Source organism: Desulfovibrio intestinalis, from assembly GCF_014202345.1.
GTDB classification, from domain to species: Bacteria; Desulfobacterota; Desulfovibrionia; order Desulfovibrionales; family Desulfovibrionaceae; genus Desulfovibrio; species Desulfovibrio intestinalis.
In genome coordinates this window covers 356,141-370,370 of the sequence record NZ_JACHGO010000004.1, presented here as the reverse complement: position 1 = coordinate 370,370, position 14,230 = coordinate 356,141, and the positions used below count along the sequence as shown (strand labels likewise).

The 14,230-nt window shown below is 48.1% G+C and carries 11 protein-coding genes; 2 read left to right on the top strand and 9 right to left on the bottom strand.

Annotated features, from left to right (window positions below):
- Window position 1 precedes the first annotated feature (1 nt).
- The 8 genes from qatA to HNQ38_RS08315 all read right to left on the bottom strand — a co-directional run bounded on the left by qatA (window position 2) and on the right by HNQ38_RS08315 (window position 8,779).
- Window positions 2-1,960 (bottom strand): Qat anti-phage system ATPase QatA, encoded by a 1,959-nt coding sequence (gene qatA / locus HNQ38_RS08350; RefSeq protein WP_183719341.1) that lies wholly within the window; start codon window positions 1,958-1,960, stop codon window positions 2-4.
- A gap of 248 nt (window positions 1,961-2,208) precedes the next feature.
- On the bottom strand, window positions 2,209-2,832 hold the full coding sequence (locus HNQ38_RS08345) for a YagK/YfjJ domain-containing protein (RefSeq protein WP_183719339.1): 624 nt from the start codon (window positions 2,830-2,832) through the stop codon (window positions 2,209-2,211).
- Between the two features lie 545 nt (window positions 2,833-3,377).
- Window positions 3,378-5,168 (bottom strand): DUF3987 domain-containing protein, encoded by a 1,791-nt coding sequence (locus HNQ38_RS08340; RefSeq protein WP_183719337.1) that lies wholly within the window; start codon window positions 5,166-5,168, stop codon window positions 3,378-3,380.
- Between the two features lie 69 nt (window positions 5,169-5,237).
- Window positions 5,238-5,501: a hypothetical protein gene (locus HNQ38_RS08335; protein WP_183719335.1), complete on the bottom strand. Its 264-nt coding sequence runs from the start codon at window positions 5,499-5,501 to the stop codon at window positions 5,238-5,240.
- A complete protein-coding gene (locus HNQ38_RS08330) occupies window positions 5,488-5,910 on the bottom strand; it encodes a hypothetical protein (protein WP_183719333.1) in 423 nt (140 codons plus the stop codon). Before HNQ38_RS08330 ends, HNQ38_RS08335 begins: the two co-directional genes overlap by 14 nt.
- A 183-nt stretch (window positions 5,911-6,093) precedes the next feature.
- The gene (locus HNQ38_RS08325; RefSeq protein ID WP_183719331.1) at window positions 6,094-6,300 is read right to left on the bottom strand and encodes a MerR family transcriptional regulator; all 207 of its coding nucleotides are present in this window, start codon (window positions 6,298-6,300) and stop codon (window positions 6,094-6,096) included.
- A 141-nt stretch (window positions 6,301-6,441) separates the two neighbouring features.
- Window positions 6,442-7,623 (bottom strand): hypothetical protein, encoded by a 1,182-nt coding sequence (locus tag HNQ38_RS08320; RefSeq protein WP_183719328.1) that lies wholly within the window; start codon window positions 7,621-7,623, stop codon window positions 6,442-6,444.
- A complete protein-coding gene (locus HNQ38_RS08315) occupies window positions 7,616-8,779 on the bottom strand; it encodes a tyrosine-type recombinase/integrase (RefSeq protein ID WP_183719311.1) in 1,164 nt (387 codons plus the stop codon). Before HNQ38_RS08315 ends, HNQ38_RS08320 begins: the two co-directional genes overlap by 8 nt.
- 1,801 nt (window positions 8,780-10,580) lie before the next feature.
- Between HNQ38_RS08315 and HNQ38_RS08310 the strand changes: the two genes are divergently transcribed.
- Entirely contained in the window at window positions 10,581-12,344 is a 1,764-nt protein-coding gene (locus tag HNQ38_RS08310) for a methyl-accepting chemotaxis protein (RefSeq protein WP_183719309.1), read from the top strand.
- Window positions 12,345-12,653: 309 nt separating this feature from the next.
- Here HNQ38_RS08310 and HNQ38_RS08305 read toward each other — a convergent pair whose 3' ends face one another.
- On the bottom strand, window positions 12,654-13,034 hold the full coding sequence (locus HNQ38_RS08305; RefSeq protein ID WP_183719307.1) for a hypothetical protein: 381 nt from the start codon (window positions 13,032-13,034) through the stop codon (window positions 12,654-12,656).
- Between the two features lie 175 nt (window positions 13,035-13,209).
- On the opposite strand from HNQ38_RS08305, the gene HNQ38_RS08300 reads away from it, so the two are divergent.
- On the top strand, window positions 13,210-14,094 hold the full coding sequence (locus tag HNQ38_RS08300) for a LysR family transcriptional regulator (RefSeq protein WP_183719305.1): 885 nt from the start codon (window positions 13,210-13,212) through the stop codon (window positions 14,092-14,094).
- Window positions 14,095-14,230: the final 136 nt, after the last annotated feature.

Genomic DNA, 14,230 nt, shown 5'->3' with positions numbered 1-14,230 from the left:
TTTACCTTCCCTCCTTGAGCTTTAGCATCCCTTGCGCAGATTTTTGAAGTGCCTTGTTATCTTCTAAATTGCTCCATTCCTCTAGGATTGAATAATATTCAATACGGGTAACGGAATCTGAGAGACAACTCAACCAACTGGACGCTGCCCAAGCCCCAGATTTATCCGTCGGCAGTTCCCTAATGAACGTGAGAAGACGTCGCTGTAGCACCGGGTGCTTTTTCACTAACAGCACAAGACCATCGACTCCCTTTGGCTTCGCCTTGAAATTGTCTTCTTGGAGGATACGTCCTCGGATCGCCTCGAATACTTCTTCCTGGTCGGGGCCAATAAGTTTTCCCACCTCCTGCGCGGCACCACTGACGGCCATCTGCGGCCCCATCAATACATCAACAAGCTGTTCCAAGTGACTGTTCGTCACAAACCCACCGAGAGAAGTCCGCTTGTCTCGCGTAACAAAGACATATGGGCGAAGGTCAACATCACCAAGGGGTGGGTCAATCATCGCCCACCCCTTCACCCAATCACTTTTCTCCCATTCAGCCACTTCGGGCGGGAGCGATGGGGCAGAATTCGCCCCATGGTGCTCTTTTTTCTCAACAGCCCTGCGGCCCTCACCTCCTTCTGATGGACGAACAGGCCGCACATACGTCTCAAACGCGCGCATAACCTCTGGTTTGCCTTCGGCGTGATTTGCAGCTAGGCGAGCGATTTGTTCATAGAATTCGGGTTTGAAGCGTTCCGCAAGCATAATTTTCGCTAACACAGGCCTTTTAATTTCCGCACCAAACCCACGGGCGGCCGCGATGGCTTGCCGAAGCATCATTGAGTTGAGAAAACGCTTAATCTGGCGGGGATTGCCTCGACTTCCTTCGCTCAAAATGCTCGTGACATGTGCGCTCATTGTCTGGGCAAACGCTATTTCTTGCGGCACATCACCCTGTAGCGCAGCCTCAACGGCACGCTGGTCAAGCCCTCGGCTTGCCCATGGTTTCTTCATATCCTCACGTGCCGCACTAAGAAGTCGGACAAAACGTGCATCGGTTGGCCCCAAAACACTCTCGGCAATCAGGAGCGCCACATAGATCCGGGTTTCGGCTGCCCCTAGGGCTGGTATACGAAATGGTACTTGGATCAATTTTTCGAGGTAATTTCTAGCGTAGCTGACAGGGCCGGAACTTGGCGGCAAGTCTGGGAAATGCTCGCGGACAGCGTATTCTATCATCATTTCGTCTGCACCGATGATGAATGCAGTATGATCGACAAAGAGGAACATGCGGATTGCTTCAAGAGTTGCGATAGCTGTCTTGGGAAGGCAGCGGTCAAGGTCATCCACAATGACTACAAGCTGGTCAATGTCTGCTGATTCGAGAAGAATTTTGAAATCATTACGAAAGGCGTGAATGTGCTCGGAGAGGTTGCCACTGCCACTTGGAGTTTCTTTAATGAATTCGCTAGCCTTTTTAGCTGCTTCTTCAAAATCACTCGCAGAGACGCCTGCCTGCACTTTAGATGCAAAAGAAGTGACAAAGTCACAAAAATCATTCATCTGACCAAACGTGGGAATGCCTGTGGCAACTGTAAATGCATACCCTCCAGCCTTTTGGACGAGCTTAAGCCAATCAATCCGCTTTAGCACCTTCTTTGCAGCTTCAGCGACCTTGGTTGAGGCCGGGCGAGCCCGCCTGAGCTCTTCGACAATCGTTTCAATGACAACGATTTTCGCATCTTCGAACCCCTCAAACGCCCAACCATTGAACCAGAGACATAAGACGCGATTTTCCCCAGCCAACTCGCCCTCAATCATTTTGAGAACGCTCGATTTACCAGCCCCCCAATCACCATGTACGCCAATGGTCATCGGAGCCTTCGGTGTATTGAGGATCAAACTAACAATGGTTTGAGCAATCGCCTCATAGTGGAGAAGGTCTGTAGCCGTTTCCTGGTCGTTCAAGAACATGCATACTCCGGCGTATGTTTGTACCAGTTTGAGCTTTTTATATAACTGCATTTACGTAATGTTAAATTTGTTACTCTATCCCTGCTATGAAATCAATAAAGCTGGTTTTTTGCATATGACATGGGCACGCGCTCTTGTGTTCAACAGCATTGCATCGCTAACGAAACATTCTAACTCAGAGCTGGATTTTTGCTAAACAACCGCGGATAGCATGTGGGCAGATAAGGTGAATTCCCTGCTCAGAACATCTAGTTGCTCCTGAACTTTTTCCTAAGCTGAGAGATGCTGCTGATCCGAGTCATGCCAAAATCTCGAATACCATCGTTGTAAAATCCCTTGGTATGGTCTTTTGCCAAGTACATTGCCTGTCGTACAACGGTATCAATCTTGCTTTCGTATTTGGGGTCATCACTGCGCAAGATAATGCCATTAGCTTGCCTGTTGCCGTCAGGATCCCTGTCGCAATGGTGGATCAGCCCTTTAGGATCCACATTGAGTATCCTGCCCCACATTTTTTCTGCTAGTTCAATGTAGGGATAGTACCAGCAAGTCTTGTTACCATCGAGTAAGAGCATGCAATGATAGTGTTGGTTGTCGCTTCTGAGAGATTGCTCTCTTACCCAAAAATATGCTGGAGATACCCCATTACGTGAACACTGTTGAATAAGCAGTTTCATGAGATCTGACATGTCGCTGTTATCTTCAACAGCCATAAAGCTTTTGGGGTAAGTGACATCAAAACGAACAACCATTGTTTTGCTGAATGACGTCGTGTACTCCGTAAGGAGTATTGCTAAATTGTTATATATAGCTTGCCTATACAGGCTATGGTCATTTTCATATATCTTTTCTATAAAGTTGATGTTATGCATTTGAATTCCCTATTTATGTTTATACACTATCTTTCTACACATATATCATGTTGATTTTTGTATTTATAACTATGCAAATTGTTGTAGTGTAGATGTAATAACTATAGTTCTTATATAAGTACTACAATCATACCTTCGCTGTTGATGCAGGTAATTCAGGTCGGTCAAGCTAAAAACCTCAAGCCAAGCAAGCTTAATTGGGTATATGAGTTTGAGGGAATTAGCTTTTGCATATCATTGGGGCTCTGCACTTTGGATGGCTTAATCCGTTCATTCTAGAAAAACATATCGACATGCCATCACCCGTCAATTTGCACCGAGAGTCTTTGAAGTGCTTCACATGAATCCCTTGGCACAATTAAGCGCCATAAGCCTATATTGTGTGTTTAGAAATATTGCATGGTGCCTACTCATAGTGCTCAATCTTGTCGGGGGAAGAAACGAAAACTTCCCTTGGACACTCAAGAAGACGATAAAGGCGTCTAGGGTTACTTCCTAGACGCCTTTATCGTCCTCTGATTGAATTTTCCGCCCTTAGTGTAAGTTTATCTCCAATCATAGAAATATGGATGTAGTGCGATCTTAAGGTTATTGCTCGCATCATCGTAGACAACCAGATAATTATGGCGACCAAGAAGCTGTAAAGCGTTATTGACCTCTTTAGACTTAACGCCAATGCGTTGCTGTATGGTCGTCGAATCTATACCGTCATCTATAAGTTTGTCTTGCTCCCAACGGTCCGTGATACGATAAAGGCTTTCAAGAATCTTTTGCGCAACACTGTACGCAACTAATCCACACGGATCGTAAGCGTATCTGACGTGCGGAAAGTTGGCACGAACGAGAGCGATCCCCTGCCGCATTTCTTCCTCGGCAATGGAGCACAAATGCGGTTGATCACTATTCCATGCGTGAATATCCCACGCAAAGCGTACTGCCTGTCCGTGAGCTTTACGTAACCACGGCTCGGCAGCTTCAGGCATACTTGAGATTACTTCGTTGCGGACTTCTTCCTCAAAACTGTGAATGAGCGTCAATGCCTCGGGTGTTACACCAACTTGATAGCGTGGGGCATTCCTGTCTTGAGTATGGAACAGCTGAAGTAGCTGTATTATTTTTACATTGTATGCTTCAATCGGCACCTCAGTGCTGGGAGCTTGTGAGTCAGGTGTTGCATCCTTGTAAAAATACGGCACAAAACGAGCTGTTACGCCAGTTTCATTCAAGGTTTCGTTACTATAAAAATTACTAGCCACTATCGGCTGCACCAGATTGACCATTGGCAACGCCGGGTGGGCTAGCTCAATCCGCATTTTGGCGTTTTCATAAACGTATGGTTCTTGTGTGTGGCCCCGAAGAAACAGATTTGCAGCTTCTGGTGAGCTGACCATCTTGCTGGCGATCATATTGCCTTCGGCTGTGATGCACCCTTGACACTCACCCTGTTCACTAAGCGTGGCAGCCAATTGAAAAGGTGTACCCTTATCCACTAATAACTGCGTTGGAGGATGGACAGTTACACCCTGCGATAGCTTTAGGTTAAATTCCGTGGCCTCATCAATGGCTTCCTTCAAAATCTCAATCGCGTCCTGCTGCGCATGGCCGCTACTTTCTTCAATGGCCGAGATAAGTATTTTTTTCGCGCGCATGCCTGCAGCGTTTTTTGTCAACCGTACATTTTCATTATTTTTTTTGATGCGCTCCTCATAGCCTTCGTTCGCTTTGGAACAAAACTGGTTACATGGGGAACGAAGATGTGACACAAGCGAGGATTTTCTTGTCCCAGAGCCGGACGCTTGAAGCAGGATATCAACGGCAGGCTCAGACCAAGTCTCCGAAAGTTTGACGGTGACTCGCCCCCAGGTAGCAATTGAAGTGGCTCCAAGGATGCAAAAGGCCACGCCAAGAGGGTCTAAACCTGTAATCTTAGAAAGATAGAGCGCAGTGCCTACAATACCACCTGGCAAGGTACATGTGAAGGATGCATCCAATTCCTGCTGTGCTAGCGGTATGATCTCCGATCTTTTAAGGCACCGTTGCTTACGAGCAATGCGGCGCCTGCGCTCGATCTCTTCAGTGTTTTTCTTATACTCTTTGGCTTCCTTCATTAATCGATTGGCCCGTTCCAATTCATAAAATGGATCAATCGTCTGAGCATTTTGAGAACCAAGCCCTCTTAGCAGTGAAGGGTTCAACTGTGTATCACCATTGAATCTATTACGCACAGCGGGGGTATTTTCATGGTTTCGTGTCGAGCGCGATATTGGGAGAACTATACTCCTTGCGCTTCCACCATTGCTCGCAGCCACATCAATAAGATCATCTAAACCGTCCATTGTGTGCTCCTTTTGCAGGTGGCCTGTCTGCCGGGAGCCAAGTCTCCCGGCAGACAGTATTGGTTTGAGCTAATCCCCAAGATCCACAATGACTTCCATCTGGGTCGGAACAGTCGAAAAATGCTGACGGAAGGTTATCGTTTTCAGCTTCTTGAGTCTGTCGGGATGGGTATTTTCAATTTTATCCAGAGCGGTGTTGAGCAGATTTTCCGTGACACCACGGATCATCTCGGCATCAGGCGCAACCGGGTATACCTCTGGGGGGAGGACCTCTACCTTGACAACATGACCTTTAGCCACCGGCATATTTTCATCATTCTTAGCAGTGTTCATTTTCGACTCCTGGGAGGTAAGAGGTTAATTTCGTGCCATGCCCATCTTGCTCAACACGGACGTACTCGACAGAACCGTCTGCAAATTGAGACAGAGCCTTAATCGGTGTGGATGCCGTAACCAGCTCATACGAAGGGGCAACGGGAGAGAGTTCTCCGGCCATGAACAAATGCGCAAGTATCTCGCTCAACTGAGGCTTACTAAGGTGCTGCCGCAGCATGATCGCAAGCTTCGGGTGCCCTGCACGATAATCAGCCGCTACTGCTTCACGCTTTGCCCTTTTGTCGCGGGCTGAAAGGCGATTGCGTGTTTTCGGATTCATAACCGTGGAGGCATTTGTATCTTCGCCTTGCAACATGGCTCCTTCGACATTTGCCGAAAGTGGCCCTGGACTCTCTGATCCGTTCATAGTCACTCCTTACTGAGCCCCCCTGCAATGTTTGCAGAGGGAGCTCAGACAATAATTAAAGAACAGTTCGCACACTGGCTTGCCCTTATTGCCAACCAAGCGGATACCATGACAACGCTCTGAAAACTTTACCCACAATTTGGAACTCAATGGGCAAAGATAAAGCGTAAGTCGCATAAGGCGTTAGCGAATCACGGTCGGATCAATTCGATGATTGGCCATAAATGTCGCCACATCATCCCAGCAGTACCGAACTGATCTCCCAATTTTGGAATAGGGCATGCCTTTTCTTAAAAACCTATGTGCCCTAAGCGTTGAAAGGCTCAATTTTGTGAGATCGCTAACTTCTCTTTCATCAAGCCAGCGCTTCACATCAGTGTCAGCGGACATGTAATCCTCCAAATAAAAAAATGGGGGCGTGCCATTCAGCACGTCCCCATAGTTATTTGGAGTCAAATGGTGATAATAGGAAAAATTTTAAGAATTATTTACCATGCACAACAATGAATGGCGTGATTTTTTCAGATTTTTTCATTCCGAAATTCGATATTTATCGTTGCCAGCTATTGGCCGTCCACGATTTTCAATCCAAAGCGGTAAATTGTTCTCTCTAGCAAATTTTTTTACCTTATTACCCAGTTTACTGCAGGCAGTGTCTTTAGCCGCTTCAGTTGTCGCCTTACTTGACTTTGACAAAACTTCATCAAAAATTTCTTTCAATGAGCAACCTTTAAATTTCAATCCTACGAAAAGTTTGTATTTACCAAAATCTTCTTGAGAGGTGTCCCCCTGTTGGGGAAGGGTAAATTTATCCCACTCATCCGTTTTTTCTTCAATGCTTTTCTCTTTTTTTTTCTCAATAAAATCACGAAAATCTGCAATCTTTATAAAAAGACCTTGCTGGCCTCGTAGTATATCACGCCGAGCAGTTTGATAAGAAATGTTGTATTTTCTGGCATATTCATCAATACTAAAGAGATCAGAAAAAACTTCGATTCCATCTTTCGTTTTTGGAACGTCATAAAAATAATAATAAGCAAACTCTGATGCGTACGCCAACGTTCTCGCCGAATTATAATCCTTAAAGTCCAGTATTCTTTTTGCTTTATTAAGATAATACAGCGGAACACCATAAAACATTATGTTGTTATAGAGAGCCTGCAATAGCACTGTGATATCATCAAGTTTTACCGAACCAGCAGTCTGCATAGTTAAACATGCATCTTTCAAAAAAGCAGCATGTATAATAATGGTAAACTCAGATTCATCACGAGAATATTTTGAAAAATTATATAGCTTTTTCATTGAAATGGTATATTCGTACTCACCTGATTCTCGTCTGCTGAAAGGGTCAGATGTAAACCCATCATAATCAACTGTAAGCCGCCATTCACCAGTCATTTCATTAAGTTCAAACTTAAGGCAACTTGGTAAATCGTGCTTTAATAAAACCAACATTTCTTTTTGGCAATCAAAGTCAATTTGTCCAAATAAAGCAGCATCATTCGAATACAAAATTTTGTCATCAAGCTGTGATACTGGATAAAGTTTATTTTTTAAATCAGCATCATAGACAATAAGCCCATCTCCATATGCATTGAGAAGCTCTTCAAGGCTTATTTCCAACCTCTCAATAATTTCATACGCACAAATCCATTCATTGCCTTTCTTCTCTAACGCCTTGAGATAGTCAGTTTGCGCATTATTATCCATTGTGGCCCTGCTTATTATCAGTCGTTGCTATAAATATTTCATCAGCGACCCTCGCCGCACGCTGCATCGCTTCATCGGCAAGGTGGGCGTATCGTTGGGTCATTTGCGGACTGGAGTGCGTCAGCAATTTCTGCAATGTGTATAAATCGACTTTGCCGCTAGAAGCAAGAAACGAGGCGTAAGCATGGCGCAGACCATGCAGGGGCCGAAAATTCTCTGGGAGACCAGCACGTTGTTTTACTCGTATCGCAATTTTACGAAAATCCTTACGTTGTGCACCATTTTTACCCGGAAAAACAAAGGGACTGTCGGTTTTCTTGACACCCCGCAGTACAGCCCGTGCCGCATGTGAGAGGGGAATGCGCTCTGTCGTGCCTTTTTTGGCAACTTCTCCTCGCAGCAGAATGAAACCGCTTTCAAAATCTATGTCGGCCCATTGAAGTGCCATCAGAGCCCCTTTGCGCATGCCTGTAATCAGTGCAAGTCGCAAGAATGCTGCGGCATCCTGATCCGGTTCCCTGTCAATGGCTTCGAGATATTTTTTCAACTGATCGGCTGTTAGGCTTTCCGTTTTTTGATTGTCCACTTTCGGCATCTCAAAATGAAGCTTTGAAGGGTCTGTGGCTGCGCATAGTCCTTTTTTGACGCCAAACCTGACTATACGGCGAAGTAGTGCAAGGACATGTTTTGCGGTTTGCGGGCTTTTGCCCATTTTGAGCAGCTTATGACGAAGCTTGTCAGCATCTAGCGTGGTGATTTCATTTGGTGTTTTATTTTCAAAAAGGCTTTTTATATAGATGTGGTATCTGCTTATATCTGCTTTCCTGGCTTTCCCGTCATCAAAAGATTGCTGATACTGATCCCAGAGTCTGGCGATGGTCGGCTTGGTCACTTCTGCCGCTTTCGCTGCGAGAACAGCTTCACGGATTTCCTTACGGGAAACTCGCTTTCCTTCTATGCGTTCGGCCCTGATGCCGGACGCCCTGGCTGGGGTCATGTCGTCCGCATACTGTCTGCCAACCTTTTCCTCGATAACTTTACCGTCTTGCTTAAAAACGATATAATAAACGCGTTCCTCACCGGATTTGCCTTTGCGCTCGGCAATCCGGAAAAAGACTCCAGGGTAGTTCGTCTTCATGCGGGCTTTTCCAGTCATGGCAATCCTTCCTCTGAATTTCCAACCGTATTTCCAACCTTATCTGCTGATTCTGATGCCAAAAGATGCAACTAGATGCAAGTCTATTTATGGCTATCCATCCAAAATTGATTAATAATAAAAAGAAATGAAAAATGAGGCAAAATTAGAGCGTTGGCCTCCGGAGCCAAAGGTCGTGAGTTCGAATCTCGCCGGGCGCACCATTTAGAAAAGAAAGCACTTGGGTGTGAACCCTGAGTGCTATTTTTTTGTCTTTACGGCGTTGATCGCCGCTTCAAGCTCCTTCCTCCACAAAAATGTGAAGCGCTAAGAGCTTATTCAACCTCTCCTGTTTTTGCCATTATTTTGCGGGGCGAGGCCGAAACCTCGTTCGCTGCCACCAAGGGCGCGGCCATAAGACCCCTGCCCCGCCAATCTCTGTTGCTTCATCCGTTAAGGGGTTCGGAGAGCATCTGGCAGCATTCGTAGCGCTATAAGCTTGCTTTTCGAGGCAAGGTATATCCCTAACTGTTTGAGCTGTGTGAGAGGTCGCAGTACGAATAGCAGGGCTTGGTCGAAAATCAGTGAAGCCAGAGGGCTGCCATCAAATCGTAACGTTCTTGCCTCCAGAAAGCCACTTGGCGCTGTCTATGATTAAACGCAACAGTCGCCCCATGACTGGTCCATCATATATGTTGCTCTATTGAAAGGATATTGTGCCTCTCCCCATTCCTGGGTCGGTTTCATGCCGACCCTTATTCGTTGCGGCGTATCCGTGTTCGCCGCTAGGTGTATCTCCACCCCGTGCCCACGCTCTTGAAGTCAGCACGCTGTGTGACGTCTGTCGTCATGCCCTGTAATGGGGCGTGTGGCTGGGTGCTGTGCGCAGGCTTGGCGAGTCTTGCCGCGTTGTGACTATCCCACTGTCCTTTTTATGCTTTGTTGCCGAGATAATGATTGCGCCAACGATGTTTGTGCAGATGTACCTGCCGGACATGATTTGTTTGTGTGCGTAGTCTGCTGAAATACCAACAAAAACTTGTTTGACCACGCTCTTGGGTGGGGCGGTTCCCAGGCCTCGTCATTCTCAGTTTTGACGTCATTTTTAATTCCAACGCTGATTTGAGGACGTGCTCTTGAGAAAATGCTTCGATTTGGAAATTTTGTAATACGCAGAGATAGTTTTTGATTTTGCCCGTATTTCATACTTTTTTACTTTGAATTCATAAAAACTGAAAACTGATATTGACAATGCCCGTCTCCTACTGATTTAATAGGTCTTCGTTGGCCCCTGGTAATGCTCTGTGAGCGCCACCAGGAGAAGCAGCCCGCCGGGATTGGCCCGCGCGGGCTTTTTTTGTAGTTTATCAATTAATATGTTTAACTATATTGCTGTCGAACGCCACTCAAACGGTGCCGCGCAAGTACAAGGCAAGTCGCTGCCGTGCCGGATCGCCTTAACGTGGATTTTTACCAATATTTATCGGCATAGGGTGATTTTTTAGCCACCTGTGAGCAGTGGACGTATCCAAATGCTGATCCCGCCACAGGACAGGGTGTCAGCATGATTAATAGTGAGCATATCAGCTATGGATACCATATAGGTGTGGTAATAATTATAGTTGTTCTATGTAGTTAAAATGGGACCTATAGCTTGCTAAATTTTCTCCGATATGTTGTTTTGTACAACCCGGTAAATCAAGAATATCAACGACGTTTGCCGACGCCGTCTTCTTCCCTCACAATCTGCAACTAGTGCAGTTAGTATATATTTTTTAAAAAAGAGCCGAATTTTTTCAACTCTTAGACAAGCAGTATCGCCATGAATTCATTTTCTTTGCGTGGAAAATTTCTTCTGACAATTACTATTGGGGCCGTGGCGCTTGCCGTCATGTTTGCCTTTTCCCTCGACTCTGTATCCACCCTGAACCGTTCATTTTCGCAAATGCGTGACGTGGATGTGGTGGGCAAAATGACCAGTCTTGAAATCGCCAAGGACATTAACTACGTAAGCCGCCTCACCCGTGACGCCATGCTGGGAGGTGACCTGGAAAAAGATATCAAGCAGCAGAGCGACATTGCCAAACGCAATGAGAACCGCTTTCAGCAACTTGCTGCAATGCCGTTCAGCAGCCAGGAACAAAAGATCATAGCTGACGCCCAAAAGGCCGCTATCAGCTTCATTGCCAACGGCAGAGACGTGCTTTTGCCGCTCAAGGAAGTTCCGGTTGAGGACCGCCACAAAAGTTACGGCGACTATGCCAGAGTGGCCACCCCGTACGCTATGGCCTACCGCGAGCAGGGCGGCCAGTTCGACAAGGCCATGAATGCCCGCTTTGACGCCGCCATGCAGCACATGCAGGGGCAGATCGAGCAAAGCCGTACCAATATGTGGATAGTGCTGGGGCTTTCTATGCTGGCTATTTACGGCGTGGGTTTTCTCTCCACCAGCCGCGACCTTAACGTCATGCGCCAGTGCGTGGCCTTCGCGCGCCAGTTGGGTTCCGATGATCTGGACGCCAGGCTGGATACCAGCAAAAAATCTTCCCTCACGCCTCTGGTGCTGGCTCTCAATGCCACGGCAGATAATCTGGCCGGGTTCAGAGCTGAAACAAGCAGGGCCACTGCCGAGGCCCAAAAAGAGCGGGACGAGGCGCAGGTATTCATGAAGCAGGCGCAGGAAGCCAAGGAAAACGCCGAAAAGGCCAAGGCAGAGGGCATGCTTTACGCCGCAAATCAGCTTGAGGCTGTTGTGAAGGCTCTCAACTTTGCCTCTGAAAATCTTTCAGATCTCATCCACAGTGCCAACAACGGTTCCACGCAGCAGGCAGACCGCGTGCGTGAAACAGCTTCGGCTATGGAGCAGATGAACGCCTCCATGCTGGAGGTGGCCCAAAGCTCGTCCCACGCAGCTGATACCGCTGACCAGACCAGAAACAAAGCCCAAGAAGGGTCTTCATCCGTTACGGAGTTGCTCAACAATATCCGTCAGGTGCAGCAGCAGGCTGGAGAAATGAAGGACGGCATGGCCGGACTAGGTGTTCAGGCCGAAGCCATTGGCAAGGTGCTGAACGTCATTGCCGATATTGCAGACCAGACCAACCTGCTGGCCCTCAATGCTGCCATTGAAGCGGCCCGTGCGGGCGATGCCGGACGCGGTTTTGCCGTGGTGGCCGACGAGGTGCGCAAGCTGGCCGAAAAAACTATGACGGCAACCCGCGAAGTGGGAGAAGCCATTGGCGGTATCCAGTCTGGCACAACGCAGACGATTGACGTTGTTACCCGCACGGTATCCCGCATTCAGGGCGCGGGCGAACTGGCCGACCAGTCCGGCGCGGCTCTGGCCGAGATCGTGTCTATGGTGGACATGACCACGGATCAGGTGCGCGCCATCGCCGCTGCTTCGGAAGAACAATCCGCCGCCAGCGGAGAAATAAACCGCAGTCTGGACGAAGTGGACAGGATTTCCGGCGAAAATGCCGAGTATATGCAGCGGTCTTCAGAAGCTATTCTGGAACTTTCCCGGCAGGCCAATGTGCTTCAGGGACTGATTAGCGAAATGAAGCAGGGAGGCGGCGCGGCTTAGAGCAGAGTAACGTTGAAATGCTTCACACTTCAACGTTGTCTTTACAAACGGGCATAATAACATCCCCCACCTTTCGCGTGCTGTTGGCAGGTGAAAGAGTGGGGGATGCTTTTGGGAGTATGCGGTAAGCTCAAGGCAGAAGACTCTGGGCCATTTTCTGCGCATTCACAGTAACACGCGCCAGCGCCGGTCTTCGCAGCGCAAAGGCTTACAGGTCTTTGCCAGGGGGCTGCTGTCTTGAAATGCGGCCCTGAAGGCATGCTCTCTTTGAAGCGCATGCTTCATTTCTGTCTGTCGGGCTGGTTCTTTTTACTTTTCCTCATCAAGCTCCGGCGGCAGGGCGTAGTCCTTCATGTAGCCCACGCCAAAGTGAATGAAAAAATCGGGGTATCCGTCAATGGGCAGCCAGAATACTACCGGGGTTTGCCCGCCGGGGCCTTCTTGCGCTCCCTTCACCCAGGACGCCGCATGATTTTTGACCGTCTTGTGCGCAAGGCATCCCTTATGGGCTTCTGCCGGGCCGTGCTTTGCGCAGATCATGCCCACGTCTCTTCCCAATGACTTACAGGCCGCATTCAGGGCCACAATACGCTTGGATTTGTGGGCCAGTTGCACTCCCTCGGGAAAGTGGTCAAACATAAGGTGAAAGGCTTCAATAAGTTTTTCATCCACCTGAATTTCATCGTTCATATGTTTCCTCGATTGCGGGTTTACAGGTCAGGTCCGTTTCTGACAGCAGGATTTGTCAGTAAATATTGCCTGCCTGTGCTTCGCGTTGACTTCATACGGTTCTTACGTATCATTGTTAAAGATGCTTATATATGACGAAAATGTACTCATAATGTTGTCATAAATGAGAGATGATATGAGAAAATTTCTGGCTGATATTCCGTATTTTCTGGAGGCCGCCAACCACCCGACATTTACCCAGGCTGCGGAAGCTTTGGATATTCCGCTTGCGACGCTTTCACGGCGCATTGCGGCGATGGAGCAGTCTCTGGGGGTGAAGCTGTTTTTCCGCAACACGCGCATCGCCGGATTGACGGAAGACGGCAAGGAAATGCTGGAGAGCTGCAAGTTCATCATGGCCGAGGCCCACAGCGTCAGGGACAGGCTCATGCAAAAACAGACCGAACCGGGCGGGCCCATACGCATGTCGGTTGAGTCATTTGTGTACCATTGCTGCATGCACGGCGCTTTGGGGCCTTTTGTGGAGCAGTACCCGCAAATAAGCCTGCACACCGTATTTTCTACAGAGTGGAAAGACCTGCACAGAGAACCCTTTGATCTGGATATCAGAACCGGCCCCGTTCCCTACCCGGACCTCAAGGTCAGAAGGCTTTTGTCTATGCAGCCCGCCCTGTTCTGCACCAGAGAATTTTTGGATAGGCATCCCCACCCCGAGCATCCGGGGGATCTGGCCCGTATGCCGTTCATAGCGCAATCCAGCGAGGGACGCCCGGTAGTGACCTGCTCAAAACAGGGGCAAACGGAAACCGTGGCTTTGCAACCAAGGCATACAGTGCAGAGCATTGGCCTGGCGCTGGAATTGCTGCTTGCCGACCAGGGGATGACAACGCTTATCCCCCAGCTTGCCAGTGCGTATGATAAAGAAGGCAGACTTGTTCAGCTTTTGCCCGATTGGGAGTTGACGAAAATAGATATAAACCTCACCTTGCCCAGTGACCGTCCACCCAAGCGTATACGCCTGTTTGTGGACCATATCGTCGCACATTTTCAGGGTTTGTAGTGGCGAGGTGCCATTGCCTCGGTGCACTTGGTGCTGACGGCGCAAGACCGGACGTGACGGGCTGCATGTATCAGCGTTTCTTGCCAGCGCAATGGCAATAATACTGCTGCGTGGGCGCATGACTTGGCGGGCCAGT